The 26,837-nt window shown below is 71.8% G+C and carries 24 protein-coding genes and 2 pseudogenes; 18 read left to right on the top strand and 8 right to left on the bottom strand.

Annotated features, from left to right (window positions below; translation table 11 throughout):
* Positions 1-206: 206 nt before the first annotated feature.
* The 7 genes from ACZ52C_RS25915 (at position 207) to ACZ52C_RS25885 (ending at position 7,313) form a co-directional block, all read left to right on the top strand.
* Positions 207-1,622: a family 2B encapsulin nanocompartment shell protein gene (locus ACZ52C_RS25915; RefSeq protein WP_469076995.1), complete on the top strand. Its 1,416-nt coding sequence runs from the start codon at positions 207-209 to the stop codon at positions 1,620-1,622.
* Between the two features lie 245 nt (positions 1,623-1,867).
* Positions 1,868-3,232 carry a family 2 encapsulin nanocompartment cargo protein terpene cyclase gene (locus ACZ52C_RS25910; RefSeq protein ID WP_469076994.1) on the top strand — a complete coding sequence of 455 codons (1,365 nt, stop codon included), beginning with the start codon at positions 1,868-1,870 and terminating at the stop codon, positions 3,230-3,232.
* 14 nt (positions 3,233-3,246) lie between these two features.
* Positions 3,247-4,152 carry a geranyl diphosphate 2-C-methyltransferase gene (locus ACZ52C_RS25905; protein WP_469076993.1) on the top strand — a complete coding sequence of 302 codons (906 nt, stop codon included), beginning with the start codon at positions 3,247-3,249 and terminating at the stop codon, positions 4,150-4,152.
* A gap of 169 nt (positions 4,153-4,321) precedes the next feature.
* Positions 4,322-4,819: a winged helix-turn-helix transcriptional regulator gene (locus ACZ52C_RS25900; protein ID WP_469076992.1), complete on the top strand. Its 498-nt coding sequence runs from the start codon at positions 4,322-4,324 to the stop codon at positions 4,817-4,819.
* Positions 4,820-4,928: 109 nt separating this feature from the next.
* On the top strand, positions 4,929-5,462 hold the full coding sequence (locus ACZ52C_RS25895; RefSeq protein ID WP_469076991.1) for an SRPBCC family protein: 534 nt from the start codon (positions 4,929-4,931) through the stop codon (positions 5,460-5,462).
* The gene (locus tag ACZ52C_RS25890) at positions 5,462-6,517 is read left to right on the top strand and encodes an LLM class flavin-dependent oxidoreductase (protein ID WP_469076990.1); all 1,056 of its coding nucleotides are present in this window, start codon (positions 5,462-5,464) and stop codon (positions 6,515-6,517) included. The genes ACZ52C_RS25895 and ACZ52C_RS25890 overlap by 1 nt, the downstream gene beginning before the upstream one ends.
* A gap of 148 nt (positions 6,518-6,665) precedes the next feature.
* The gene (locus tag ACZ52C_RS25885) at positions 6,666-7,313 is read left to right on the top strand and encodes a tetratricopeptide repeat protein (protein WP_469076989.1); all 648 of its coding nucleotides are present in this window, start codon (positions 6,666-6,668) and stop codon (positions 7,311-7,313) included.
* A gap of 60 nt (positions 7,314-7,373) precedes the next feature.
* On the opposite strand, the gene ACZ52C_RS25880 is transcribed toward ACZ52C_RS25885, so the two are convergent.
* Entirely contained in the window at positions 7,374-8,351 is a 978-nt protein-coding gene (locus tag ACZ52C_RS25880; protein WP_469076988.1) for an NAD(P)-dependent alcohol dehydrogenase, read from the bottom strand.
* A gap of 154 nt (positions 8,352-8,505) precedes the next feature.
* Here ACZ52C_RS25880 and ACZ52C_RS25875 point away from each other — a divergent pair, with 154 nt between their 5' ends.
* Positions 8,506-9,189 (top strand): TetR/AcrR family transcriptional regulator, encoded by a 684-nt coding sequence (locus tag ACZ52C_RS25875; protein WP_469076987.1) that lies wholly within the window; start codon positions 8,506-8,508, stop codon positions 9,187-9,189.
* 133 nt (positions 9,190-9,322) lie between these two features.
* On the opposite strand, the pseudogene ACZ52C_RS25870 reads toward ACZ52C_RS25875, so the two are convergent.
* Positions 9,323-9,505, bottom strand: a pseudogene (locus tag ACZ52C_RS25870) (helix-turn-helix domain-containing protein); the annotation flags it as partial.
* A 1-nt stretch (position 9,506) separates the two neighbouring features.
* Between ACZ52C_RS25870 and ACZ52C_RS25865 the strand changes: the two are divergent.
* Positions 9,507-10,174: pseudogene (locus ACZ52C_RS25865) on the top strand (MBL fold metallo-hydrolase); the annotation flags it as partial.
* 63 nt (positions 10,175-10,237) lie between these two features.
* Here the strand turns inward: ACZ52C_RS25865 and ACZ52C_RS25860 are convergent.
* Positions 10,238-10,624 carry a winged helix-turn-helix transcriptional regulator gene (locus ACZ52C_RS25860; RefSeq protein ID WP_086802649.1) on the bottom strand — a complete coding sequence of 129 codons (387 nt, stop codon included), beginning with the start codon at positions 10,622-10,624 and terminating at the stop codon, positions 10,238-10,240.
* A 99-nt stretch (positions 10,625-10,723) separates the two neighbouring features.
* On the opposite strand from ACZ52C_RS25860, the gene ACZ52C_RS25855 reads away from it, so the two are divergent.
* The gene (locus tag ACZ52C_RS25855; RefSeq protein ID WP_469076986.1) at positions 10,724-11,131 is read left to right on the top strand and encodes a RidA family protein; all 408 of its coding nucleotides are present in this window, start codon (positions 10,724-10,726) and stop codon (positions 11,129-11,131) included.
* Between the two features lie 396 nt (positions 11,132-11,527).
* Here the strand turns inward: ACZ52C_RS25855 and ACZ52C_RS25850 are convergent, their stop codons facing one another.
* Positions 11,528-12,439 (bottom strand): alpha/beta hydrolase, encoded by a 912-nt coding sequence (locus ACZ52C_RS25850; RefSeq protein ID WP_469076985.1) that lies wholly within the window; start codon positions 12,437-12,439, stop codon positions 11,528-11,530.
* A gap of 1,032 nt (positions 12,440-13,471) precedes the next feature.
* Here ACZ52C_RS25850 and ACZ52C_RS25845 point away from each other — a divergent pair.
* A complete protein-coding gene (locus tag ACZ52C_RS25845) occupies positions 13,472-14,389 on the top strand; it encodes a hypothetical protein (protein WP_469076984.1) in 918 nt (305 codons plus the stop codon).
* 321 nt (positions 14,390-14,710) lie between these two features.
* Here ACZ52C_RS25845 and ACZ52C_RS25840 read toward each other — a convergent pair whose 3' ends face one another.
* Positions 14,711-15,676, bottom strand: coding sequence for a pirin family protein (locus ACZ52C_RS25840; RefSeq protein WP_469076983.1), 966 nt, complete (start codon positions 15,674-15,676; stop codon positions 14,711-14,713).
* A 154-nt stretch (positions 15,677-15,830) separates the two neighbouring features.
* Between ACZ52C_RS25840 and ACZ52C_RS25835 the strand changes: the two genes are divergently transcribed.
* Both ACZ52C_RS25835 and ACZ52C_RS25830 read left to right on the top strand, forming a co-directional pair.
* Entirely contained in the window at positions 15,831-16,331 is a 501-nt protein-coding gene (locus ACZ52C_RS25835; protein WP_469076982.1) for a MarR family winged helix-turn-helix transcriptional regulator, read from the top strand.
* On the top strand, positions 16,328-16,780 hold the full coding sequence (locus ACZ52C_RS25830; RefSeq protein ID WP_469076981.1) for a MarR family winged helix-turn-helix transcriptional regulator: 453 nt from the start codon (positions 16,328-16,330) through the stop codon (positions 16,778-16,780). The genes ACZ52C_RS25835 and ACZ52C_RS25830 overlap by 4 nt, the downstream gene beginning before the upstream one ends.
* A gap of 250 nt (positions 16,781-17,030) precedes the next feature.
* Here the strand turns inward: ACZ52C_RS25830 and ACZ52C_RS25825 are convergent, their stop codons facing one another.
* Complete coding sequence (locus ACZ52C_RS25825) at positions 17,031-18,440, bottom strand: PepSY-associated TM helix domain-containing protein (protein WP_469076980.1); 1,410 nt, start codon at positions 18,438-18,440, stop codon at positions 17,031-17,033.
* Between the two features lie 183 nt (positions 18,441-18,623).
* Between ACZ52C_RS25825 and ACZ52C_RS25820 the strand changes: the two genes are divergently transcribed.
* On the top strand, positions 18,624-19,280 hold the full coding sequence (locus ACZ52C_RS25820) for a peptide deformylase (RefSeq protein WP_469076979.1): 657 nt from the start codon (positions 18,624-18,626) through the stop codon (positions 19,278-19,280).
* Positions 19,281-19,323: 43 nt separating this feature from the next.
* On the opposite strand, the gene ACZ52C_RS25815 is transcribed toward ACZ52C_RS25820, so the two are convergent.
* Positions 19,324-20,790 carry a dihydrolipoyl dehydrogenase family protein gene (locus ACZ52C_RS25815; protein ID WP_469076978.1) on the bottom strand — a complete coding sequence of 489 codons (1,467 nt, stop codon included), beginning with the start codon at positions 20,788-20,790 and terminating at the stop codon, positions 19,324-19,326.
* A 130-nt stretch (positions 20,791-20,920) separates the two neighbouring features.
* Between ACZ52C_RS25815 and trxA the strand changes: the two genes are divergently transcribed.
* On the top strand, positions 20,921-21,307 hold the full coding sequence (gene trxA / locus ACZ52C_RS25810) for a thioredoxin (protein ID WP_319234898.1): 387 nt from the start codon (positions 20,921-20,923) through the stop codon (positions 21,305-21,307).
* A gap of 110 nt (positions 21,308-21,417) precedes the next feature.
* On the opposite strand, the gene ACZ52C_RS25805 is transcribed toward trxA, so the two are convergent.
* Positions 21,418-22,452 (bottom strand): LacI family DNA-binding transcriptional regulator, encoded by a 1,035-nt coding sequence (locus ACZ52C_RS25805; protein WP_469076977.1) that lies wholly within the window; start codon positions 22,450-22,452, stop codon positions 21,418-21,420.
* A 534-nt stretch (positions 22,453-22,986) separates the two neighbouring features.
* Between ACZ52C_RS25805 and ACZ52C_RS25800 the strand changes: the two genes are divergently transcribed.
* The 3 genes from ACZ52C_RS25800 (at position 22,987) to ACZ52C_RS25790 (ending at position 26,818) form a co-directional block, all read left to right on the top strand.
* Complete coding sequence (locus ACZ52C_RS25800; RefSeq protein ID WP_469076976.1) at positions 22,987-23,961, top strand: alpha/beta hydrolase; 975 nt, start codon at positions 22,987-22,989, stop codon at positions 23,959-23,961.
* A gap of 252 nt (positions 23,962-24,213) precedes the next feature.
* A complete protein-coding gene (locus tag ACZ52C_RS25795; protein ID WP_469076975.1) occupies positions 24,214-25,233 on the top strand; it encodes a helix-turn-helix domain-containing protein in 1,020 nt (339 codons plus the stop codon).
* Positions 25,234-25,393: 160 nt separating this feature from the next.
* Positions 25,394-26,818 (top strand): amidase, encoded by a 1,425-nt coding sequence (locus ACZ52C_RS25790; protein WP_469076974.1) that lies wholly within the window; start codon positions 25,394-25,396, stop codon positions 26,816-26,818.
* Positions 26,819-26,837 lie beyond the last annotated feature (19 nt).

Genomic DNA, 26,837 nt, shown 5'->3' with positions numbered 1-26,837 from the left:
CGGACCGATAAACCGCATCGCACTGATTGTCACCGCTTCGAGGTAAGCATCTCGTCTGCCTGGTGGATCCGGCCGGTCCGGAGGCTAGGTTTTTGCAGGTGGACGGATTCCCGTGATCCTTCTCGCCCGTTGCCCATCCCTCCCTGTCCCCCGGTCGGCGCACCCGTGTGCGCCGGACGCCCCGTCGTGCAAGGAGAAACCCCCCGATGTCCGTCGACAGCGTCCCGGACGCCCGGACCACACCCGGCGCGCCGCAGCAGTCCCTGAGCACCGCCGCCGCCCGCAACCTCGCCACCACCACCAAGTCCGCCCCGCAGATGCAGGAGATCACCTCCCGCTGGCTGCTGCGGATGCTGCCCTGGGTCGAGGCCGGAGGCGGGGCCTACCGGGTCAACCGACGGCTGCGCCACACCCTCGGCGACGGGCGTGTCGAGTTCGTCCAGGAGGGCGCCACGGTCCGGGTGATCCCCCGGGAGCTAGGTGAGCTGGCCCTGCTGCGCGGATTCGAGGACACGGACGTCCTCACCGCCCTCGCCGACCGCTGCGCGCAGCGCGACTTCGCGGCGGGCGACGTCCTCGTCGAGCGCGGCAGCCCCGCGGACCGCATCCATCTGATCGCCCACGGCCGGGTCAGCCGGACCTCCGAGGGCAAGTACGGGGAGAAGGTGGCCGTCGCGGTGCTCGCGGACGGCGACCACTTCGGTGACAGCGCGCTGACGGACCCCGACGCCCACCACGACTGCACGGTCACCGCCGAGACCTCCGGCACCCTCCTCACCCTCTCCCGTGCCGACTTCACCGCGGTCCTGGAGTCCGCGCCCCGTCTCCGGGCCCATGTCGACATGTTCACCTCGCGCGCGCGGCAGCCGCAGAACAAGCACGGTGAGGCCGAGATCGCCGTGGCGGCCGGTCACGTCGGCGAGCCCGACCTGCCGGGCACCTTCGTCGACTACGAACTGCGGCCGCGCGAGTACGAACTCTCCGTCGCGCAGACCGTGCTGAGAGTCCACACCCGGGTCGCCGACCTCTACAACGGCCCGATGAACCAGAGCGAGGAGCAACTCCGGCTCACCGTCGAGGCCTTGCGGGAACGCCAGGAACACGAGCTGATCAACAACCGCGCGTTCGGGCTGCTGCACAACGCCGACTTCAAGCAGCGCATCCAGCCCCGCTCCGGGCCCCCGACCCCGGACGACATGGACGACCTGCTCTGCCGCCGACGCGGCACCAAGATGTTCCTCGCCCACCCGAGGACGATCGCCGCCATCGCCCGCGGCTTCAACGCCTGCGGTCTCGTCCCCGACCACGTCGACCTGGGCGGACAGTCCGTCCCCGCCTGGCGCGGGGTGCCCATCCTGCCGTGCAACAAGATCCCGATCAGCAGGGAGCAGACCAGCTCCATCATCGCGATGCGCACCGGCGAGAAGAACCAGGGTGTCATCGGCCTGCGCCAGACGGGACTGCCGGACGAGTACGAAGAGGGCCTCTCCGTCCGGTTCATGGGCATCAACGAACAGGCCATCGTCTCCTACCTCGTCAGCACCTACTACTCCGCCGCGGTGCTCCTGCCCGACGCCCTCGGAGTGCTGGAGAACGTGCAGATCGCCGACAGACCGCGCTGAGACGGACCCGAACCGCGGCAGGTCCACGGCCGACCCGCCCCGCGTCACGTACGTGGGCGGGCGGCCCGGTGACCCGCCCTGCGTCCGCACGCCCCCGACACGCCCCCGGCTGCGTACGTACGCACCCGACGCGCGCCGCTCGCGTACGCACCCGGCACGCCCCGCGTCCGCACGTACGCGCCCCTGCGCCTCCGTATGCGCGCGCACGACCGAGCCACCCACCCCACCGCAGCAAGGAGACGCCGATGCCCGACTCCGGGCCCCTCGGATCAGCACCCCCTGAGCAGCGGCCGACACCGCCCGCAGCCGTGCCGGACGCCCCCGCACCGATGGTCGCGAACCCTCCGGTCACGCCGATCCCCGCCGGATTTCTGGCGTCCCTGCATCCGCCGGTCACTATCCCGGGTCCGCCGACGTCACCGCCCCCGCCCCCGGCGCCGGAGCCCGCACAGGCACAGGCGCCCTCGGCCGCCGCAGTACCGGACGCGCCCGACACGACCGCGGCCGACTCCGCCCTCCGGGCGATCCTGCGCGGACCGACCGGACCGGGCACGGCCTCGCTCACCGTGGCCGGCCGTCACCGCGCCCCGCTCCCGGCCCCGGTCTCCCCGCCACGCCCTCCGTCCGCCGAGGGACGAGCGGTGCCCGGCCTGTACCACCACCCCGTCCCGGAGCCCGATCCCGTGCGCGTCGAGGAGGTGAGCCGCCGCATCAAGCGCTGGGCGGAGGACGAGGTCCAGCTCTATCCCGAGGAGTGGGAGGGGCAGTTCGACGGATTCTCCGTCGGCCGTTACATGGTCGCCTGCCACCCCGACGCCCCGACGGTCGACCATCTGATGCTCGCCACGCGGCTGATGGTCGCGGAGAACGCGGTGGACGACTGCTACTGCGAGGACCACGGCGGGTCACCCGTCGGTCTCGGCGGGCGCCTGCTCCTCGCGCACACCGCGCTCGACCACTTCCACACCACCGGGGAGTACGCGCCGGCGTGGCAGGAGTCCCTCGCCTCGGACGCCCCGCGCCGGGCGTACCAGAGCGCGATGGACTACTTCGTCCGCGCTGCCACGCCCTCGCAGGCCGACCGCTACCGGCACGACATGGCCCGGCTGCACATGGGGTACCTCGCCGAGGCCGCCTGGGCGGAGACCGGTCATGTCCCGGAGGTGTGGGAGTACCTGGCGATGCGCCAGTTCAACAACTTCCGCCCCTGTCCCACGATCACCGACACCGTCGGCGGCTACGAACTGCCCGCCGACCTGCACGCCCGGCCGGACATGCAACGGGTCATCGCCCTGGCCGGCAACGCGACGACCATCGTCAACGACCTCTACTCGTACACCAAGGAACTCGACAGCCCGGGCCACCACCTGAACCTGCCGGTGGTGCTCGCGGAACGCGAGCAGCTCTCCGAGCGCGACGCCTATCTGAAGGCCGTCGAGGTCCACAACGAACTGCAGCACGCCTTCGAGGCGGCCGCGGCCGACCTCGCACAGGCCTGTCCCCTGCCCCCGGTGCTGCGTTTCCTCAGGGGCGTGGCCGCCTGGGTCGACGGCAACCACGACTGGCACCGCACCAATACCTACCGCTACAGCCTGCCCGATTTCTGGTGAAGAACGGATATTCAATGACCACTGAGACGACCACCCCCACGACCACCCCCACGACCGCCACCGCCACCGCCACCGCGAAGATCCCGGCTCCGGCGTCGCCGTACCAGGAGGACATCGCACGCTACTGGAACAACGAGGCACGGCCCGTCAACCTCCGCCTCGGCGACGTCGACGGTCTCTACCACCACCACTACGGCATCGGTGCCGTGGACCACTCCGCGCTCGGTGACCCGGCCGACAGCGAGTACGAGAAGAAGCTCATCGCGGAGCTGCACCGGTTGGAGTCGGCGCAGGCGGAGTTCCTGCTGGACCACCTCGGCACCGTCGGCCCCGACGACACCCTCGTCGACGCCGGCTGCGGGCGCGGCGGGTCCATGATCATGGCCCATCAGCGCTTCGGCTCCAAGGTGGAGGGCGTCACCCTGTCCGCCACGCAGGCCGACTTCGGCAACAGGCGTGCGCGGGAACTGCGCGTCGAGGACCATGTCCGCTCCCGCGTGTGCAACATGCTCGACACGCCCTTCGACAAGGGCAGCGTCGCGGCCTCGTGGAACAACGAGTCGACCATGTACGTCGACCTCCACGACCTGTTCGCGGAGCACTCCCGCTTCCTGAAGGTGGGCGGCCGGTATGTGACCATCACCGGTTGCTGGAACCCCCGTTACGGCCAGCCGTCGAAGTGGGTCTCCCAGATCAACGCCCACTTCGAGTGCAACATCCACTCCCGCCGCGAGTATCTGCGCGCCATGGCCGACAACCGCCTGGTGCCCCACACCATCGTCGACCTCACGCGGGAGACGCTGCCGTACTGGGAGCTGCGGGCCACGTCCTCGCTGGTCACCGGCATCGAGGAGGCGTTCATCGAGTCCTACCGGGACGGCTCCTTCCAGTACATCCTGATCGCAGCCGACCGAGTGTGACCCCACCCTCGCGGGGCCGGTCCCGGGCTCAGTTCCTCATCCCGGGCACGGCCCCGCGAGGTGCGACATCTCCCTCACACGGGAGCAAGACCTCGCGTGCCTCTTGCGCGCCCGACTTCTCCGGCTGACCTGCTGGGTCTCTCGACCGGACGCACCTATGCTGGCCGCCATGAGGCGGACATCCTTTGCGCAGTGGCCCTGCTCGATCGCGCGGACCATGGATCTGCTCGGGGACTGGTGGACACCCTTGGTGCTGCGGGAGGCGTTCTACGGGATCCGGCGGTTCCACGCCTTCCAGGAATCGCTCGGGATCGCCCGCAACACGCTGACGGACCGGCTGCGCCGCCTGGTGGACGAGGGCCTGCTGGAGAAGCGGCCGTACCAGACCGACCCGGTCCGCCACGACTACGTACTCACCGAGATGGGGCGCGACTTCTACGGCGTACTGCTGGTGATGAACCGGTGGGGGGACCGTTGGCTGGCCGGTGAGGCGGGCCCGCCGGTGACCATGCAGCACGATGCGTGCGGCCAGGAGAGCCACGCCGAGGTGGTGTGCGCGGCCTGCGGCGAGCCGATGACCGCCGACGACACGCACCCCCGGATGGGGCCCGGCTACCCGCCCCACCTGGCCGAACGTCCTGATGTACGGGAGCGGTTCGCGGACTGATCAACCGGCACAGCTCGTGCGCCCCCTCTTGACATGTTGGTCTATCTACGCAACTTTGCTGGTCAGTTGGTTGCATAGGAATTCTCGGTGCCAGGGAGGCCGCCAGATCATGGAGTGGACGGGCGCGCGCTACGCGGACAAGCCGACGGTGGAGGTCCGGACCTGGATCGCCGCCCCACCGACGCGGGTGTGGACGCTGGTGTCCGACATCGGGCTGATGCCGCGGCTGAGCCCCGAACTGAAGTCGGTGCGATGGCTGGAAGACCGCGACGGCCCCGCGCTCGGAGCCCGGTTCGTCGGCACGAGCAAGCACGAGGCACTGGGTGAGTGGAGCACCACGTCCCACATCGTCGAGTACGAGCCATCCCGCGTCCTCACATGGGCGGTCGAGGATCCCCAACACCCCACCGCGCTCTGGCGGTTCACCCTGGAGCCGGAGAACGACGGCACGCTGCTGCGGGAGTGGATGCAGTTGGGGCCCGCCCGTTCGGGCCTCTCGTTCGCCATCGATCGTATGCCGGACAAGGAACAGAAGATCGTCTTCGTGCGTATGCGGGAGTTCGAGGCCAACATGACCGTCACCCTGGGGGAGATCAAGAAGCTGGCCGAGAGCGCCGAGGCCGTGGGCGAGGCGGGCCTGTGATGCGTACCTCCACCACGATCGAAGCCTCCGGGGGCGACTGGCGGGAGATCGTCGACTACGTCACCGAAGCGGAGAAACTCGGCCTGGACATCTGCTGGGTCGCGGAGGCATGGGGCTCGGAGGCACCCTCGCCGCTGGGCTACCTCGCCGCGCGAACCGAACGCCTGCTGCTCGGATCGGGCATCATCCAGCTCGGTACGCGCACGCCGATGGCCATCGCCCGTGCCGCGATCACGCTGTCGCAGATCTCCGAGGGGCGCTTCCTCCTCGGACTCGGCCCCTCGGGACCGCAGGTGATCGAAGGACTGCACGGGGTGCCGTTCGACCGGCCGCTGTCCCGGATGCGGGAGACCGTCGAGATCGTGCGGCAGGCCGCCTCGGGCGACAAAGTCTCCTACGCCGGGCGGGAGTTCCGGATCCCGCTGCCGGGCGAGGCGAAGCCCATGCGTCTGTCGATGCGCGCCGAGCACGACATCCCCGTCTACCTGGCGACCCTCTCGCCGAAGATGCTGCGCCTGACCGGGGAGATCGCCGACGGGTGGCTGGGCACCAGTTTCGTGCCCGAGGGCGCGAAGGAGGCGTACTTCACCCACCTGGACGAGGGGCTGACCGCCGCCGGGCGCACCCGTGCCGACCTCGACATCTGCCAGGGCGCCGAGGTCGCCTTCGCGGAGGACGAGGACGCGCTGCGGGTGATGGTCGCCGGACGCAAGAAGGAACTGGCGTTCAGCCTCGGCGGCATGGGCTCCGCGACCACCAACTTCTACAACAACGCCTACAGCCGCCAGGGTTGGGCCGAGGTCGCGGCCGAGGTCCGCGAACGCTGGCAGGCCGGGGACCGGGACGGCGCGGCCGCCCTCGTCACCGACGAGATGGTGCTGGCGACCACGCTGATCGGCACGGAGGAGATGGTGCGGGAGCGGCTGCGCGTCTGGCGCGCCGCCGGCGTCGACACCGTCCGCTTCTATCCCGCCGGCGACACACTCGACGCCCGGCTCACCACTCTGGGCCGGGCCCTCGAACTGGTCCGTGAGGTCGAGGCCGTCGGCGGGTGACTGGCCGTTCGACGACCGGCGCCCGGCGACCGGCGACGGTGCTGGTCGCCCCACCCTCCCGCCGCCGTGTCGCGACAACTCCCGTGTCCTGTACGGGAGTCCGGGGATAGCCTCGGCGCTGTCACGTCCGACGGGGAAGGGCCGGGGTATGCACGAGCAGGACTGGATCGCACATACGGGAGAGCTGTTCGAAGCGGCGATGTTCCGCGGGGACGCGTCCGCGCTCGACCGGTCGGACGACGTGCTGGACGCGGTCGAGGCACCGCTGGCCATGGCACGGGGGAAGGTGCTGCACGTCCGGTTCCTGAACGACCGCGAGGAGAACCCCCAGGAGCTGGCGCTGTTCGAGCGCGCGGCCGAGTTGTACGGGCGTCTGGGGGATGTGCCGGGTGAGGCGGACGCGCTGTTCTGGGTCGGCTGCTGGCACCAGGTGGTCAAGGGCGACGGTGTCACCGGCAGGCCGTACTTCGAGCGGTCGTACGCGCTGGCGAGATCCGTCGACGACCGGATGACGATGTCCTACGCGATTCGGCATCTCGGCTTCGCCGACAGGGACGCGGGCCGCTTCGACCGGGCCCGCGAGCGGCTGACCGAGTCGGTGGCGCTGCGCCGTGAGATCGGCTTCAGGCCCGGGGAGGCGGCCGGCCTGGTGGCACTGGCCTACCTCGCGGCCGAGACCGGAGACCCGACTGCGGCGTCCCGTCACCTCGACGAGGCGGGGTCGGTGGCCGAGAGCTGCGGTGCGAAGGCCGTGTCGGGCTGGATCGAGGAAGCCCGGACGCACATCCGCTCCTAGCGCCTCGCCGACGCCCCTCGGTCGCACTCCTGGAACCGCCTCGGCACCTCCCGAGGCACCTCAGTCGACCCTGACCACGTACTTGCCGCGCACTCCGCCCGCCTCCAGCGCCCGGTGTGCCGCAGCCGTCTCCTCCAGGGGGAAGACCGTGTCCACCGCCGGCCGCAGCCGCCCCTCCGTCACCTGGCGGGCGAGGTCGTCGAAGTGGGCGCGTCCGGGGTTGCCGCTGAAGAAGCGCACCCGGCCGCGTCCGTGGACGGCGCTGGCCGCGATGTAGCCCAGCGAGGCCACGGGCCGCGTCAGGTCGACGGCGATGGTGACCATGCGACCGCCGGGCTTCAGCAGCCGCCGTACGGTGCGCGGGTCGGTGCCCGCCGTGTCGAGGACCACGTCGAACGGTCCCAGTTCCGCCAGGGGCACGGCACGGTGGTCGACGGCGTGGTGGGCACCGAGTGTGCGGACGAAGTCGAGGTTGGCGGCGCGGGCCAGGCCGGTGACCTCGGCGCCGTACGCCCGTCCGAGCTGCACGGCGGCGTTGCCGACGCCGCCCGCCGCACCCCGTACGAGCAGCTGTTCGCCGGGGCGCAGTGCGGCCTTGTCGCGGAGAGCCGTGACGGCGGTGGTGGCCACCGGCAGCGCGGCGGCGGCCACGAGGTCCAACCCGTCCGGGACCCGGCCGAGCCGCTCGGGCCGTACCGTCAGGTACTCGGCGGCGCTGCCGAATCCGGAGGTGCGGCCGAGGACGCCCCACACCTGGTCGCCGACCGCGACGCCGGTCGCGCCGGTGCCGAGTGCGGCGACCTCGCCGGTGAAGTCCAGCCCGATGCGCTGCGGGAACCTCCGGCCGGTGATGAGGCGGGCGCGACCGGAACGGGCCGCCACTTCCCCGCCGTTCACGCTGAACGCGCGCACGCGCACGAGAACCTCGCCGGGCGCCGGTGCGGGACGGGGCACTCGGCCCACGTAGAGCACCTCGGGGCCGCCGAAGCGGTCGAACAGCACGGCTTTCATCGTGCGGCCGTTCGTCGTTCGGTTCATCGTTCGGCTGTTCATCATTCGGTCGTTCATCATTCGGTCGTTCATCGTCGCGTTCTCTCCTTCGCCACCAGTGGCCGTGCGGGGGGGTCCTGGCGCCGAGCGTAGGCTGGCAAACGGACGAGATCGTCCACTTGGCCGGAGGTGAGAGACAGCGGTGGGGGAATCCTCTCGGATCGCGGGGCAGGACGGGCTGCGGGCGGACGCCCGGCGCAACCGGGAGCGGGTCCTCGCGGCGGCCCGCCTGGTCTTCGCCGAGCACGGCATCAACGCGCCGATGGCGACGGTGGCGCGTCGGGCGGGGGTCGGCGTGGCGACGCTGTACCGGCGTTTCCCCACGCGGGACGCCCTGGTGCGGGCCGCGTTCGCGCACCAGATGGAGACCTGTGCCCGCGTGCTCACCGAGGCGCTGGCCGACCCCGATCCGTGGCAGGGCTTCCAGCGGCTGGTCGAGACGGTCTGCGAACTGCAACGGGAGGAACGGGGTTTCCCGGCCGCGTTCGTCGCGGCCTTCCCGGACAGCACGCGCGAACACGCGCCGACGCGGGAGCGGGCCGAGCGGGACTTCATGACCCTGGTCGGCAGGGCACAGGCGGCGGGCGCGCTGCGGGCCGACTTCCACCCCTCCGACCTTGCCGTGGCCCTGTTGTCCCACTGTGCCCTGGTCACCGCGCTGCCGGGCGACCACGCGGCGTCCCGGCGCCTGGTGGCGTACCTGCTCCAGTCCTTCCGCACCGAGGCGGCCCACGGCACGCTCCCGCCGCCGAGCACCCTGTCGCTGCGCAGCCTCCCGCTCACGCCCGCGCGGACGCCCTCACCCACGGGGCACCGCGTCACGTGACATCGGCGGCAACCCTGAGTCGAGGGCCCGCCACGCTTGCGACCGTTCGGACGCGTCCTGCGGCGTGCGCCGCACACCACGTCCTCGCTCGGACCTGATGGCCTTGGAAGGCTCCGGCCCTGATGGCCCTGGCTCAGCCCTGATGCCCCTGGTGGGTCTGGCGGAAGGCGCCCGGCGTCATTCCGGTGTGGCGGGCGAAGAACTTGCCGAAGTCGGTGGGTTCGAGGAAGCCCAGGCGGCGGGCGATGGTCGCCACCGGCTGGTCGGTGTGGGCGAGCAGGCGCTGTGCCTCCCCGGTGGCGGCCGTACAGGCGCGGATCGACGCCCAGCTGATCCCTTCCTACGCCGACGAGGCCGTCGCCTACGCCAAGGACCTGGGCGCCGCTGGACCGGCTCGTCGTCACGCACGCCCACCCCGACCACTACAACGGCGCCGCCCGCTTCGGCGTCCCCGTCCACGCCCTGCCCGAGGCGCGCGAGCAGATCATCGCCCGCGGCGACAGCCACCTGCCCACCGGCCTGGTCATCCCGCTCGCCGAGTTCACCCCGACCGTGGACCTCGCCCCGGGCACCGAGGTCATCGACGGCGTCCCCGTTCGTCTTCGAGGCCCTCTCCGGCGGCGAGACGGCCGGCGAACTGCTCGTCAAGCTGCCCGAACAGGGCGTCCTCGTCGCCCAGGACCTCGTCTACAACGACGTCCACCTCTACCTGGGCAACAACGACATCAGCGGCCGGCAGCAGGCCCTCGACACCCTGGCCGCCGAATCCGGCTACGACACGATCCTCGCCGGCCACGGCCTGCCCACCGGCCCCGACGTCTACGAGGACGTCCGCCGCTACCTCACCGACGCCCACGAACTCCTCGGCGACGACGGCGACGCGTACAAGAAGGCCATCGTCGACCGGCCCCACGTCGGCCCGTTCATCATCGACATCGCCAACCGATCCCTCTTCGCGGCCGGCAACGGAACCCCCGGCAGGTGAACACCGAACGCCGGCGCCCGAACCCCGAGGGCGCGTCCGCCGCCCGCCCCGCCCCACGCGCCATCAGGCAGAGTCGAACCGGTCGCGGGCGGTCTCGATGGCGCCCAGATAGCGGTGCGTCCAGTCGCACATGGCGTCGACCGTCGCGCGCAGGGCCCGGCCCGGCTCCGTGAGGGTGTACTCGACGCGTGGCGGCACGGTCGGGTACACCGTGCGCTCGACCAGGCCGTTGCGCTCCAGCAGCCGCAGGTTCTGCGTGAGCATCTTGTGGCTGATGCCCTCGATCTCCGCCCGCAGCTCGGTGAAGCGCAGGGTGCGGTCGCCCACCGCTTCGATGATCAACAGCGCCCACTTGTTGGCGATGTCCGTGAAGATCTCCCGCGCGAGGGAATCCGCCCGCGTCACATCGGCTTCGTCCTTGGCCGAGCCGTTGACCAGCTTGGTCACCATCAGGTTCCCCAGTCACCAGAAAGTGCGTTCTTCCACGTCAGCGCTCACTCTCCTACGGTTCCCGAGTAACCACAAGAGAGCACAAGGAGCCGTACGACCATGGCCATCACCCTGTTGAACCCCGAGGGACTGCCCCAGATCGACGTCTACCGGCAGGTGGCGATCGCGTCCGGTACGAGAACGGTGTTCGTCGCGGGACAGGTCTCCTGGGACGCCGACGGAGTCACGGTCGGCGAGGGCGACCTGGCCGCCCAGGTCGAGCAGTGCTACCTCAACGTGGGCACCGCGCTGGCCGGAGCGGGCGCGTCGTTCGACGACGTCGCGAAGCTCACCGTCCACGTCGTCGACTGGACGCCGGACAAGATGCCCCTGCTCATGGACGGGGTGGCCCGGGCGGCCGCGAAGTTGGGAGTCACCCCGGCGCCACCGGCCACGCTGATCGGCGTGGCAGCGCTGGACGTGCCCGAGCATCTGGTCGAGATCGAGGCCACGGCGGTCCTCGACTGAAGAGCGCGTCGGGCCTCGTACACCGGAGCCACCGCTGCGACCGCCACCGTCAGAGTTGCGCGGTCAGGCCGTGGTCCAGCTCGGTGGTGGTGGCGGCCGTGGCAGTGGCGCCGACGGCGCTGAGCCGGTCCCGCAGTTGGACCGTGTTGGGGCGGCGAGCAGGCCGCAGCCCGGCCCGCCACCTGGTCGGCTCTCGTCATACGCCTTGACGTGGAGGTCGGTGAAGCCCGCCTCGCCCGTCGCCGAGTCGGGCGCCCTCCGGTCGGGGCGTGATGAGCGCGCGTTGCAGAGTCGTGGCGTCCGACTCCTCTGGCGCCAGCCACCCGAGCGCTGGATCTCGTGCGACGTACCGCTTGTGGCAGGGATGATCCGAACAGGAGCGGATCAGGCGGCTCGCTACGGAACCGAGGGCAACCACAGCCAGCGCAGCGCGTCAGGCAGCAGGACGCCGCCGTGGTTGGGGCTGTGGCCGCCGTCTCCGAGGACAAGGCGGAAGTCGTAGCCCGCTTCAGCGAGAGCGGCTGCCACGCGCAGGTTCTCGGCGAGCCAGTTCCCTTGCGGCTCGTTCCAGTTCAAGTCGCGGTGGCCACCTTGCATGAAGATACGCAGCGGCTTGCGAGGGGCGCTGGAGATGAGGTCTGGGTAGGGATTGCCGTCCGGCATCTGTGCGAAGCTGGACAGGTATCCGATGACGCGGCGGAACTTGTCCGGACGCAGCCACGCGGCGGTGAAGGCACAGTTGCCGCCGCTGCTCCCGCCGCAGATGCCCCACCTTTCGGGCGACTGAGCGAGGGTATACCGCTCCGCGACCTGCGGGATGATCTCGGTGAGAAGGAAGGTGACGTACTGGTCGTCGAAGGCGTCGTACTCGTTGTTCCGGTTCTTCGGGTTCTCCGCATCGGGGAAGACACCGGGATCGACGAACACGCCGATGGTGACGGGTATGTCGCCGCGGTGAATGAGGTTGTCCAGGACGATCGCGCCGCGTACCTCCCCTGCGGGGTCCAGGTACCACCATCCGTCCTGGAACACCATCAAGGATGCCGGTTCCGCCGAGTCGTACTGTGCGGGCACGTGTATCCAGAACTTCCGGAAGGTTCCCGGGTAGACCTCGCTGTCCCTCCACTCGAACTCGACCGTCTCGCCAGCGGGCACACCCGGTTGTGGAGCGGAATCGGGTCCGTGGATGTAGCGCACGTCGGACTGGTCGATCGGAAGTGGCTGGTAGGGCATCTCCAAGGTCACGGGGAGCAACCGTAGGGCGATCACCACCGTTGACCGCAAGGGCTTTTCGTCCAGCCGCTCCACCTCACGACTCCAGTGCGAGGTTGGAAAAGTCTCAAACGGTTGGCCGAGTCTGCTCACCTGTGCCTACGGCGCACGCGATGCCACTGGGTTGAAAATGGCTTCGGGCCCACACTCTTCCCGCTCGCAGCGGTGAACGGGTCTGGGCCCGGTCCCGTTGATGAACAGCTCACCCTCATTGATGAGCCAACACGCCTGCTGGTTCTTCCTTGGCGGTATTTCCAGCGCCGGCCACGCCAGTTTCAGGGGGGCTTCGCGGCCAGGCAGGACTCGACGCGGCACAGTGCCGGGTCACCCGTCCGGGTACCGACTGACGCATGGCGTCATTCCACGCCTCGGCTGCGAAACCGACAGCCCGGCCCGTCTGCCACACCTGCGACAACCAGTCCTGCCAGCAGCCCACGCGCTACGTCTGGGCACCGTGGCTGAGAACCGGGCCGTATGGGCGGCACGTCGTGGAGATCCGGGAAGCCCCCTCGCTGATCTGCGCGGTCCTGCTGGAGGCTCGCGCGCGATCTGGGCCGCCATCAGTGTCGGCCGGGCGAACCAGGAATCGGAGCAGGCGATCGCGAGCCGCAGCCGAGCCGCTGTGTCCGCCGGTCGGCCGGTCGGCCGGCTCAGCCTCTGGTGAGGCGAGCACTGCACACTGTGCGATCTGGTCCCGCGAGGCGCGCTGCCGCCCCGTGCCCACAGACATCGGCTACGCCTGATCGCCCTCCGCCTCGGTCTCCGACTGGCGGACCCTCCGCCGAACTGAGCGAACGGCCGCAAAGAGACCTACCACGATCACGGAACCCATCACCTGCGCCAAAGCCCCTTCGACAACGGCCTGCCACAAGGGGGTGGATGGTGTCATGCCCTGCTCCTCTTCACCTCGACTGCGCTACCAGCAGCCTGGCTTGGAGATCGCTCCGCAGGACGGCGCTAGACGGTGGCGGCCGACGTCGGACACGATAGGACGGAATCGGACAGGCATCGGGGGAAGCTGTGCCAGAGCTCAGGCGGCCGGATCTGCCAGTCGGCAGATTGAAGGACTTGAACGATGCGCTCCACGACCTGCACCGCCGCGCCGGCAGACCCTCGACCCGAGAACTCACGAAGCTCGTGGGCCCGCACGTCGCAAGCAAGAGCCGAATCCATGACGCCTTCTCAAGCGGTCGCTTACCGTCGTGGGGGCTGATTCAGTTGCTCTCGGAGGCTCTGTGCGAATCCACGCCCGGGTCTGACTTTCCTCTGGAAGAACAGAGGCTGCACGGCCTCTGGCTGGCAGCGACGGAAGCCGAGGAGGATCATCATGGGCGGACGGAAGGGTTCGCTCTGACGCAGACGTTCTCCACCCGGGTTGATACGCCAACACCGGCCCCCATACTCGCGCTACGCATCGAGTGGGCGCGCCCCTGGGATCTGAGCGTCCGTGATCGTCGCGCGATCCGGCTCATCGTGAACGATGCCCTCTCGGACATCGGGTACGCGCACGAGGGCCCTCACCGCCGTGACATGAGTGCCGGCAGTGTCATCAGCGTCGATGCCAGACGAGAAGACCCCAGCCTTACGACCTCCACCATCCTCTCCGCCCTTGAGGACTCGCTACAACGCTCGCGCATCCCAGGCGGCTATGGCGGATCGACGCTGCACGTCCTGGCGCACCTCGGGCCCTACGCTGATCCCGCCGAGACCGATGGCGCCGCCCAAACTGTCGCAGAACTTGATGAGCTCTGGCGTCATCGACAGATCCAGGACCTCTTCAGAGATGAACAGAGCGTTTCGATAGTTCTTGCTGACGCGCTTCTGAGCCTCGACTACTTCAGTCGGCGCGACACAGACTGGGAGTACGCCACGATTCCGCTGTTCAGGGTGGATCGAGGGCCCCAGGATCTGGGCTACTACAAGGCCTGGGTGCGCTTACGACTGGATCCATACAGCAGTCAAGCAGAGGCTCCCCCGCCCTTTTGAGGCACCCACCATGCCGTCAGCCCGGGACCGACGCACCCGGGGCATACCTGCAGCAGCCCGTCTGTACGGCCGAGTATTCAGGCTGGGTCGGCAAGGGCCGGTGACACAGCGCAACATTCTGTCAGCACGACGCCACGCGATCGCGTGCCAGGTCACCACTCGTCCTGTGCTCGACATCAGGCCCGTCTGCCACACCTGCGGCAACCAGGGGCCTGGTCGGGGAAGCCGTTCATGCCCATCCCGGCGAGCAGTCGAAGAGGTGGGGGCCGATGTCCCCCGCTCCACAGGCAGCAGCCACGATGCCTCCGGCGTTGTTGCGGGTCAGCGGGTGCGCCCCCGCGGCTTCAACGGCACCGGCGGCAGTTCCGGCGCGGGCAGCGGAGCGCCGTCGTATCCCTTCACCTCGCCGAAACGTGTCCCTTCCGTCCAGTCGCGTCGGGCCTGCTCGATCTCGTCCTGGGACCGCCCGATCCAGTTCCAGAACATGATCAGCTCCTCCTCGAAGGGCTCGCCGCCGAGGAGCATCAGGGAGGCGGGCGTGTCGGCGCGGAGGGGGAGGTCGGTGCGGCCGCAGCCGAGGTAGAGCATGGAGCCGGGGAGGACGGGGACGCCGTCGACATGGGCCTCGCCGGACATGGACAGGACGGCGTACTCGAAGTCGGGTTCGACCGGAAGGCGCAGGTCGGCGCCCGGTGTGAGGGTGAGGTCCGCGCCGACGATCGGCGTGAACGTCGTACCCGGCGAGGTCGCGCCGTCCAGGCTGCCGAGGATGAGGGTGGCGCTCAGGCCGGCCGCCGTGACGACGGGCAGCTCGGGATGGTGCTCGAAGCGCGGGTCGGTGTGCCGGTGGCTTTCCGGCAGCGCCACCCACAGCTGGGCGCCGTGCAGGAGGCGGGCGTGCGACTTCGGGCTCTCCTCGGAGTGGCTGATGGCCCGGCCCGAGGTCATCAGGCCCAGCTCGCGCGGGCGGATGGTCTGGAGGCTGCCCGTGGAGTCGCGGTGCAGCACCTCGCCCTGGTGCAGCCAGCTGACCGTCTGCAGACCCATGTGCGGATGCGGCGGCACCTGCATGCCGGGCTCGTCGGCGATGTCGTCGGGGCCGTAGTGATCGACGAAGGCCCACGCGCCCACCATCCGGCGGCCCAGGTTGGGCAGCAGGCGCCGCACCTCGGTCGACTCGCCGAGCTTCACCCGGCGGGGGCTGAGGAGTTCACGGACCGGCTCGGCCACCACGAAACCCCGGCCGCCGCACACCGCGGGCACCGGCCGGCGATCAAGATTGCTCATGCACCACAACCTAGCCCGGTCCGGCCGCCCCCGTCAGCCGTCCTCTGGCCCAGCAGGAGGGGCACTCGGCCCGCATGGCGTGCGCCGCTCTCGCCCTCTCCCGCCCCGAGCAATATACTAGCCATGGCTATAGTAGCCATGTACGGTATCTGCCATGAGTGCGGTCATCGAGGGCGCGACGCCCGGTTTCCTGGTCTGGCGGCTGTCCATGAAGTGGCGGGTCGCGGTCGACCGCGCGGTCGCTCCCCTGGGGCTGACGCACGCGCAGTACGCGCTGGTGGCGTCGTTGCACGGCATGCGCCGGGACGGGCTGCGGCCCAGTCAGCGGCAGCTCGCCGACCACACCGGCCTGGAGGCCCTGTACGTCTCCAAGCTCGCCCGCGCCCTGGAGACCGCCGGACTCGTCGAACGCGCCCGGGACCCCCGCGACCCCCGCGCCGTGCAGCTGACGCTCACCGAGCAGGGGAGCGAGGTCACCCGGCGCGCCATCGAGGTCGTCCAGGGGCTGATGGGGCAGCTGCTGGAGCCGCTCGGGGGTCTCGACGGCGCTCGCACCCGGGAGTTCGCCCGCGAGTTGACCACGCTGCTCGACGTACCACTCGAAGTACCGCTCGTGCCGTCCACCGAACAGGCACACGAGAAGGAGCAACCATGACCACCACCGCCGCACCCGCCCTCGACCCCCGGGTCGTCGCCCTCGCCCACTACGCCGCCCGCGCGGTGCTGGAGAAGGTGCTCGCCGGGCACGGCCTGACGTTCCAGCAGTCGGTGACGCTCCGGGTCGTCGCGGTCGCCGAGGAACCCGTCGACCGGGAGGAACTCGTGGGCCGGGTCGTCGACTCGCTCAAGGTCGAGAAGGGCGAGATACGGCCCGTGGTCGAGGAGTTGGTCGCCGCGGGGCTCGTGGAGACGGACGCCGCGCGGCCGTCGCGGCTCAGGATCACGGAGGCCGGGCGCGAGGTCTACAACCGGTCCAGCGCCGAGACCGCCCCCATCACCGCCCGGATCTACGCCGGCATCCCGGCCGAGGAGCTCGCCGCCGCCGGTCGAGCGCTGACACTCATCACGGAGCGGTACAACGCGGAGCTGGCCGCGCCGCGGTAGGCGACATCCCCCGGCTCAGGGGTGCGCGGGCAGGAGGTTGCGCGGCGCAGGAGTTGCGCGGCGCAGGAGTTGCGCGACGCAGGGGCGATCGGGGCACAGGGGGCCGAGGGCTGCGGGGAGCCGGAGCCGACCGGAGACGGGGAGTGGGGCACAGGGCAACCACCGACCACGTGCGCCCCGACGCCCGCAGCCCGCACAGCCCCGGCCCCCGCGCAGCCCGCGCACGACACCGACGCCCACGGCCCCCGCGCTACTTCGCCCCCACCCGCCCGCCGTACGACCGCTTGCCGCGTCGGTGGGCGATCTCACCCAGGGCGATGTCCACCGCGATGAACACGGCGAGGGGGATGCCGAGCAGGGGCACGAAGTAGCCGAGGACGGCGATGACGGCGAGGGCCGGGACCAGGATCTGGGGCGGTACGTGCTGCCAGGCCCCGCGTGGGACCGGGCGCCCGAAGGACGAGGCGCGGCCGCGCTGCCACCACATGCGGTAGCCCCAGACGATCAGCACGACGAGGGAGGCCGCGAGGGCGAGCAGGACGAGCTGGTTGGCCAGACCGAACAGGACGCCGGTGTGGGCGTCGATGCCCCAGCGGGACAGCTTGGCGAGGATCGGGAAGTCGGCGAACCGGAGCGTGTCGGTGACCTCGGCGGTCGCCGGGTCCACGGCCACCGCGTCCTGCTTGGTTGGCCAGCTGCGCTGCACCTGCTTGACCACGTACGCGGAGGACGCGTCGGCGGGCGGGACGATCTCCACCGGGTCGCCGAGGCCCTCGGTCCGCGCGGCGGCCAGGATCTTGTCCAGGTCGCCCTCCGCGGCCGTCGTCCCGTCCGTCGAGCCGCCCCCGTGGGCGCCGTGGTCGCCCGCCGCGGACGAGATGGCCGGGGTCGCCTGGTGGAGTTCGGTCCGCAGGACCTCGATGTTGGCGCCGGCGTACGTGGACCAGGTCAGACCGGTCGCCGAGAGGAAGAAGAATCCGAGCGCCGCCCACACGCCGACCGTGCCGTGCAGGCCCAGCGTGCGGCGGCGGCCGGAGGTGCCGCGCACCTTGCGCTGGGCGCGGCGACGGGCGAACCAGAGCACCAGGCCGCCGCCCGAGACGACCCACAGCCAGCTGGCGGCGAGTTCGCTGTAGAGACGGCCGGTCTCGCCGAGCTGGAGGTTGGCGTGGAACTTGTCGATCCAGGTCCGCACCGGCAGCGCGCCCGTGGAGCCGTACTGCTCCAGCGCCCCGCGCACCTCGGCGGTGTACGGGTCGACGAACACCGCGAGGGTGTCGGTCTCGTCGATGCCCTCGACGCCCGTCAGCATCACCCGGGTCGTCGCGTCGTCCTCGGGAGACGGGCGTACGGCGGAAAGGGTGCCCTCGGGGTGCGCCTTGCGGGCGGCGGCGACCTGCTCGGAGATCGGCAGCTTCGCGTCGCCGATCTTCGCGACGGTCGTCTGGTCCGCGTAGACGATCCTCTCGACCGAGAACGAGGCGGCGTACAGGCCACCGGTCACCGCGGCGACCAGCAGGAACGGGGCGACGAGAACGCCCGCGTAGAAGTGCAGCCGCAGGACGAGCGGCCGGAGCGAGGCCCAGCCCCTCGTCGGGCCTTCCGGCTGGGCGAGGGGTTTCTGGGGCTCGTCCGTCTCGGTCGAGGGGGCGATGGTCATCGGCGGATGCTCCGGGATGCGGGGACGTCGTGGCGGTTCAGTAGTCGGGGCGGGCGTCCACCGAGTTCCCGGCACTTCATGTGACGCGGGTCACACGCATGCCGCCGGTGTCGTGTCTCCCGCGCGGGCGGCCTCCGTGAGAGCCGCCTCGCGTCGCGCGGGCCCGGTTGGCATCCTGGCCCGATGGCTTCCGAACGTGACCGCACCGAGTCCCGCCCCCTGAGCGACCGGGTCGAGGAACTCCTCGCCCATGAGGGGCCGCTGCCGATCGTCGCCGCGGGCGACCCGGTGCTGCGCCGCACCGCCGAGCCCTTCGACGGCCAGCTCGACGCGGGCCTCCTGACCCGCTTCGTCGCCGCCCTGCGCGCCACCATGCACGCGGCACCCGGCGTCGGCCTCGCCGCACCGCAGGTCGGCGTCCCGCTGCGCATCGCGGTGATCGAGGACCCCGCGCCGGTGCCGGAGGAGGTGCGGCTGGCCCGGGGCCGGGTGCCGCAGCCGTTCCGTGTCCTGGTCAATCCGGCGTACGAGGCGGTCGGGTCGTTCCGAGACGCGTTCTACGAGGGCTGTCTGAGCGTGCCGGGCTGGCAGGCCGTGGTGGCCCGGCACGCCAAGGTGCGGCTCCGGGCGCTCGACGAGCACGGGCGGGCCGTGGACGAGGAGTTCGCGGGCTGGCCCGCCCGGATCGTCCAGCACGAGACGGACCACCTCAACGGCACGCTCTATCTCGACCACGCCGAACCGCGGTCGCTCTCCTCGAACCAGGCGATGGCCGACCGCTGGAACGACCCGACCCCGGCGAGGGCCGCCCGCGAACTGGGCTTCCTCCTGCCCGACTAGCCACGCGGGCCGGCCGCCCCCGTTCGGCCCTCTTCAGCGTGGTTCAGCCCCGGTACGCCTCCAGCAGCCGCAGCCACACCTCGCTGATCGTCGGGTACGACGGCACCGCGTGCCAGAGGCGATTGATCGGGACCTCTCCGGCGACGGCGACGGTGGCGGAGTGGATGAGTTCGCCGACGGCCGGGCCGACGAAGGTGACGCCGCGCAGGATCTCGCGGTCCAGGTCGACGACCATGCGGGCGCGGCCCCGGTAGCCGTCGGCGTACAGGCCCGCGCCCGCGACGGAGGAGAACTCGACGTCGACCGCGCGGACGCGGTGGCCGGCCTGTTCGGCCTCGGCGAGGGAGAGCCCGACGGCGGCGGCCTCGGGGTCGGTGAAGACGACCTGGGGGACGGCGGCGTGGTCGGCGGTGGCCGCGTGGGCGCCCCACGGGTCGCTCTCCAGCAGCGGCACACCGGCCGCGCGGGCGGCGATGGCGGCCCCGGCGATCCGCGCCTGGTACTTGCCCTGGTGGGTGAGGAGCGCCCGGTGGTTGACGTCGCCGACGGCGTAAAGCCAGTCGCTGCCGGTCACCCGGAGGCTGTCGTCGACGGGCAGCCAGGAGCCGGGTTCCAGGCCGACGGTGTCGAGCCCGATGTCGTCGGTGCGCGGGGCGCGGCCGGTGGCGAAGAGGATCTCGTCGGCCTCCAGGCGGTCGCCGGTGTCGGTGAGGGCCACCACGGTCCCGTTCTCGCGGGAGACCGCCGTCACCGACGTACCCGTGCGGACGTCCACACCCGTCTCGGTGAGCGCCTCGGCGACCAGTTCGCCGGCGAAGGGCTCCATCCGGGGCAGCAGGCCCTTGCCGCGGACGAGGACGGTGACCTCGGAGCCGAGGGACCGCCAGGCGGTGGCCATCTCCACGGCGACGACACCGCCGCCGACGACGATCAGCCGGCCGGGGACCTCCTGAGCGCTGGTGGCCTCCCTACTGGTCCAGGGCCGGACCTGGGCGAGTCCCGGCAGGTCGGGCAGGAGGGCGCGGCTGCCGGTCGAGACGACCACCGCGCGCCGGGCGGTGAGCACCTGCCGTCCGCCGTCGGGGGCGTCCACGACCACGCGGCGGGCCCCGGCCAGGCGCCCGTGCCCCCGGTACAGGGTCGCTCCGACGCTCTCCAGCCAGCCGACCTGGCCGTCGTCCTTCCAGTGGGCGGTCTCGTAGTCGCGGTGGGCGAGCACCTCGGCGGCGTCCAGCGGGCCGTCGACCAGGTGGCGCAGACCGGGTACGCGGCGGGCGTCGGCGCGGGCGATCGCGGGGCGCAGCAGGGCCTTGCTGGGCATGCACGCCCAGTACGAGCATTCGCCGCCGACCAGTTCGCCCTCCACGATCGCGGTGGACAGTCCGGCGGCGCGGGTGCGGTCGGCGACGTTCTCCCCCACGGGTCCGGCACCGAGCACCACGACGTCGTACTCGATCGCCGTCGCTTCAGCCGCGTTCTCGGTGGTTCCGGTGTTTTCCGTATCCGTCATGGGGCCAGTCTGGTTGGTGGTGTGCGCCGTGGCCACACGGGTACGCGCGCGGAATACGCCACCGTGGGGTGGCGTTGTCGAGAGCGGCTCGCCCGAGCACCTAGACGGACCAGGAAGAGGGATGTACGCCATGAGCAGCACCGTGGAGCTCACCAAGGAGAACTTCGACCAGACGGTCACCGACAACGAGTTCGTCCTGATCGACTTCTGGGCGTCCTGGTGCGGGCCCTGCCGGCAGTTCGCCCCGGTCTACGAGAAGGCGGCCGACGACAACCCCGACCTGGTGTTCGGCAAGGTCGACACCGAGGCCCAGCCCGAGCTGGCCCAGGCCTTCGGCATCCAGTCCATCCCGACGTTGATGATCGTGCGTGACCAGGTCGCCGTGTTCGCGCAGCCGGGCGCGCTGCCGGAGGCCGCGCTGACCGACGTCATCGGCCAGGCCCGCCGACTGGACATGGACGAGGTCCGCAAGGCCGTCGCCGAGCAGCAGGCACAGGTCGAGCAGAACGGCCAGTGAGCCGCGCCGGCCCGGTGCCGGCGTGAGAGGCACCGGGTGCCGGGGGTGCGGGTCGGAGCGCGCGGCGGGCCGAACGCGCCCCGCTCCGGCGCCCGTTGGGCTCGGCACGTTCAGCTCGACTCGCGGTGGACGATCCTCGCGGCCAGAACGTCGTGCGTCGTGGGGATCGTGGCGGGGTCGCGCACCACGCGGTCGACCAGTTCCGCGAGGTCTCGTCCGGACGGCAGCTCCAGGTGGACGGTGCTGAGGCGCGGCCGCAGCAGCCGCCCGGTCATCAGGTCGTCGGCCCCGACCACGGCCGTCTCGTCGGGGATGCCGATGCCCTCGTCCTGAAGGGCCCGCATCAGCAGCATCGCGTACTCGTCGTTGTACGCGAACACCGCGTCCAGACCGAGGGATCGCCAGTCACGGGCCAGCCGGGCGGCGGCGGCCTCGTCGTAGGCGAGGGGCAGTTCGGTGACCGTCGCCTCCGTGCCCAGCACCGCGCGTCGTACGCCGGCCAGGCGGGGCTGGGAGAAGACCCCGAAGCCGGGCTCCTCGGGCACGACGACCCCGATCCGGCGGCGGCCGCGCTCGACCAGGTGCCGTCCCGCGCTGTGGCCGACGCCCGCGTGGTCCAGGATCAGCGCGTGGGCGCCCTCGACGGGTTCGGGGGTGAGGGTGACGACGGCCTTGGCCCCGGAGCGCTTGAGGACGGCCACGCCCTGCGGGCCGATGCCGACGCCGGGTACGATCACGGCGACCGGGCGCAGTTCGGCCCAGGCGCGGGCGGCGTCGTCGCCGCGCAGGCCGATGCCGCCGTGCTGCACGACGGTGTAGTCGAGGCGGCTCAGGGCCCACTGGATCTCGTTGATGAACTGGCTGTAGAGCGGGCCGACGGGCACGTTCGGGGTGGGCATCAGGACCAGGCGGCTGTGGCCGGCGCGCAGGCTGCGGGCCGCGGCGTGGGGTACGTAGCCGAGTTCCTTGGCCGCCTCGTGGACCCGGCGGCGGGTGGGTTCGCTGATGCGGACCGCGCTGGTGTTGTTCAGGACGTAGCTGACCGTCGCGCGTGAGACACCCGCGAGTCGTGCCACGTCCGCGCTCGTGGGCACGGAGCGCTGCAGGGGCGAGGGCGAGGCGGGCTCTTTCGGTATCTGCACCATGAGGACGGCATCCTTGCAGAAGCGGTGAAGGTCGTTCCGGCCGGGGAGTACCGACCATGCGGGAGCTCGGGTTCGGGCCACCGATCTTTGTGGCAGGGCAGTTTGGCGAATGTGTTCGAAATCTGTTCAACCGGGCAGTCATTTCGCGCCATCTCCACCGGGGCGGCACAGGCGTCACCCCGTACGGACGTCCGACCGGTCGACCAACGCGCCCGACGCGTGTCCCCGTGCCTGGCCAACGGCGTACGACCGGTGCGCGGCAGCGCACTTGGGGCGCCTCTCCCCCGTCCGGTGTCCGATCACCCGTGTGGGTGTCCGGTGGCGATGACACCCGAAAGCTATGGCGTGAACTGTGTGTCGAATGTGAGGGCGACACCGCTCCGGGCGCGCCCCGCCCACCCGCCGATCGGCGGGCATCCTCCGCCGTACGACGGCGTCCGCGCGCGCCGCCGCGGCGCCCATCATCACGGTACGAACCGTTGGCGCGCGACGCGGTACGCACCGTGGACGCGGTACCCGCACGAGGAGAAGCCCATGACCCTGGTCCCGCCGCCCTTCGACCCGGAACTCGCCGCGGCGCTGGAGGCGGTGAAGGACATGGTGCCGCGCGAGCTGAGCATGGACGACATCCCCCTGATGCGCCAGGGGCCGGGCATCGAACTGCTGGCGCGGCTGGACCTCACCATGGACGGGTTCTTCGATGTCGAGGACCGGCTGGTCCCGGGGCCCGAGGGCGCGCCGGAGGTCTCGCTGCTCATCTGCCGCCCCGCCGCCCCCACGACCCGGGGTCCGCTGCCGGTGATCTACCACATCCACGGCGGCGGCATGGTCGTCGGCACCAACCGGGTCGGGGTGGACGAGCCGCTGACCTGGGCACGGGAGCTGGGCGCGGTCGTGGTGTCCGTGGAGTACCGGCTGGCTCCCGAGCATCCGCATCCGGCGCCCGTGGAGGACGTCTACGCGGGGCTGCTGTGGACGGCCGAGCACGCGGACGAGTTCGGGGGCGACGCCGGGCGGATCGTGATCGCCGGGGCGAGTGCGGGAGGCGGGCTGACCGCCGCGCTCGCACTGCTCACGCGGGACCGGAAGGGGCCCCGGCCGATCGGGCAGGTGCTGATGTGCCCGATGCTCGACGACCGCAACGACTCGCCGTCCGCGCACCAGATGGCGGGGCTGGGGGTGTGGGACCGGACGGCCAACGAGACGGGGTGGACGGCGCTGCTGGGGGCGGGGCGGGGTGGGCCGGACGTGTCCCCGTACGCGGCGCCGGCGCGGGCGGAGGATCTGACGGGGTTGCCTCCGGCGTTTCTCGACGTGGGGTCGGCGGAGACGTTCCGGGACGAGGTCGTCGCTTACGCGTCCCGGTTGTGGCAGGCGGGTGGGGTGGCGGAGCTGCATGTGTGGGCGGGGGGATTTCACGGGTTCGACGGGTTGGCGCCGCAGGCGGCGGTGTCGCGGGACTGTCGGGGGGCGCATGTGCGGTGGTTGCGGCGGTTGATCGGGGAGTAGTTCTCCTCGCCCCCGCCGCCCCTACCCGTCCCGTCCTGAAGGGGCTGCGCCCCTTCGCCCCCCAGGCGTCCGTCCGGTGGGAGCTTCTCGCGCAGTTCCCCGCGCCCCTGAAAAGCAGAGGCTGCGCCCCGTGCTTTTCGGCCCGAAAGGCCGGAGGCCTTTCAGGGGCGCGGGGAACTGCGCGACCAGCCCCCACGCACCCGCAGCCGAACGCGCGGGTCTACCGGCGGAGCCATACCGCACTATGGGCGTATGAAAGAGCTGGCCGGGCGGCTGACCGCGGTGGATCCCGATGCCGGGGCCGCCGTGCGGGTCATCGCCTACTTCGACACGCTGGCCGAGGGGCGGGCCGGGCTGGAGGCGCTGGTGCGCGGGGCCGCCGTCCTCGCCGGGTGTCCCGCGCGGCTGGTCGACGCCGAGCGGCAGGTGCGGGTCCGGGTGGAGCCCGACGGGCGGCGCCAGGACAGCGATCAGCCGGCGGACCCGGACTGGCCGTCCGCCACGCTCGCCCCGGGCGGTGCGCCCGCGCTCTGGCTGGAGCGGGCCGGGGGTGCCGAGCCGAGCGTCGTGGACGCGGTCATCCTGGAGCGTGCCGCCGGTGTCCTCCGGCTGGTGCTGGACCGGACCCGGGGCCGTGCGCCCGTCTCTCCCACCGACGACCCGGCGCTCGTCGAGACCGTCCTCGACGCCACCGCCGCCGAGGGGGCCCGCCTCCACGCCGCCCGCCGCCTCGGCCTCGACCCCGACGATCCCACGACCCTGGCCCGCGCCGTCGCCCCGCTCGGAGGCCGCCCCCGCATCCTGCGCGTACGCGGGGACGAGCCGCCGGCCGGGCTTCCCGAGGGCCGGGTGGGGATCGGGCCCGCGGTGCCCGTGCTCGGGCTGCCCGGGTCCTGGGACGGCGCGCGGACCGCGTTGCGCTTCACGGCCGAGGGCACCGCGGTGGACCCCGGTGAGCGGGTGGTGCACGCCGACGCGCTCGGCGGGATCGCCCTCCTCGCCGAACTGATCCGCCCCGGGGCCGAACCCCCGCCCGACGTACGGGACGTGGAGCGGGCGGCGGCGGACTCGCCCTGGATGCTGGCGACGCTGCACGCGGTCGCCTCGACGGCGAGCCTGCGGTCCGCGGCCGCCGCCGTCAACGTCCACCACTCCACCCTCCAGGACCGCCTGATCCACGCCGAGGCCCTCCTCGGCTGGCCGGTCCGCACCCCGCAGGGCCGGCTCCGCCTCCATCTGGCCCTCACCATGCGCCACTTGGCCCGCGGCTGAGCGATCCTCGACGGCGCGGGGGAGGGAGGCGGCAGCCCTGCCGCGGCCCCTCCTCCCCCGCGAATCGCCGTCCCCGTCAGCCAACTCGTCCTCCCCGTACCCCGGCGGCCGCACGGACGTTACCGTTCGGTAGAAAGTCCTGCTTCCGGAGGTGTTCCGTATGGGTGTGGACCGTGCGCCGGGTCTCGTGGAGTGTGCTCGGGCGCTGGCTGCCGGGGAGGTGACGTCCCGGGCGCTGGTGACGGCGGCGCTCGCGCGGATCGAGGCGACCCAGGGGACCGTGAACGCGTTCCGGCGGGTGCGGGCCGAGGCCGCGCTCGTGGAGGCGGAGGCGGCGGACAGGGAGCTGGCGGAGGGCGGCCGGCGGCCGTTGCTCGGTGTGCCCGTGGCCGTGAAGGACGACATGGACGTGGCGGGTGAACCGACCGCGTTCGGCTGCCGGGGCGAGTTCCCCTCGCTGCCCGAGGACGGCGAGGCCGTACGACGGCTGCGCGCGGCCGGGGCGATCGTCGTCGGCAAGACCAACACCTGCGAACTGGGGCAGTGGCCGTTCACCGAGGGGCCGGCCTTCGGCGCCACCCGGAACCCCTGGCACCCGGACCACACCCCGGGCGGCTCCTCCGGTGGCTCGGCGGCGGCCGTGGCCGCCGGGCTCGTACCGGCCGCGCTGGGCTCGGACGGCGCCGGCTCGGTCCGCATCCCGGCCTCCTGGACCCATCTCGTCGGCATCAAGCCCCAGCGCGGCCGCATCTCGACCTGGCCGCACGCGGAGTCCTTCCAGGGCATCACCGTCAACGGCACCCTCGCCCGCACGGTCGCCGACGCCGCCCTCCTGCTCGACGCGGCGAGCGGCAACCACGAGGGCGATCTGCACCGGCCGCCCGCCGTCGACGCCTCCGCGGCCGTCGGGCGGGACCCGGGGCGGCTGCGCGTCGCCCTCTCCCTGAAGCCGCCGTTCACCGCGCTGCCCGCACGGCTGGACGCCCGCGTGGAGAAGCGGGTGCGGGCGCTCGCGGAGCGGCTCGCCGCGCTCGGGCACGTGGTGGAGGAGGCGGAGCCCCGGTACGGGCAGATCGGGCTGACGTTCATCCCGCGGGCCACGGCCGGGATCGCCGAACGGGTCGGCGCCATCACCGAGCAGGGCCTCCTCGACCGACGCACCCTCGACGCCGCCCGCCTCGGCCGGCTGCTCGGCGGGGCGCCGCTGCGGCTGGCCCGCCGCGCGGAGGTCACCCTGCACCGGCGGATCGGCGCGCTCTTCTCGTCGTACGACGTGCTGCTGGCGCCGACGACCGCCGCTCCCCCGCCCCGCGTCGGGTCCATGCTGAACCTCGGCGGACTCGGCACCGACCGCGCGATGATCGCGGCCTGCCCGTACGCCTGGCCGTGGAACGTGCTGGGCTGGCCCGGGGTGAACGTCCCGGCGGGGTTCGTGGACGGCGGGCTGCCGGTGGGCGCGCAGTTGCTCGGCCCCGCGAACAGCGAACCTCTTCTGCTGTCGCTGGCCGCGCAGTTGGAGGCGGACCAGCGCTGGCACGAGCGTTGGCCGCCGGAGCACGCGCCCGCGAACTCGCCCGCCGTGTGAGCGGGTTCGGTGCCCGGGG

This window comes from Streptomyces sp. NPDC034049 (assembly GCF_055575575.1).
Note: the sequence above shows the minus strand (reverse complement) of the source record. Positions and strands in the feature narration are given on the sequence as shown.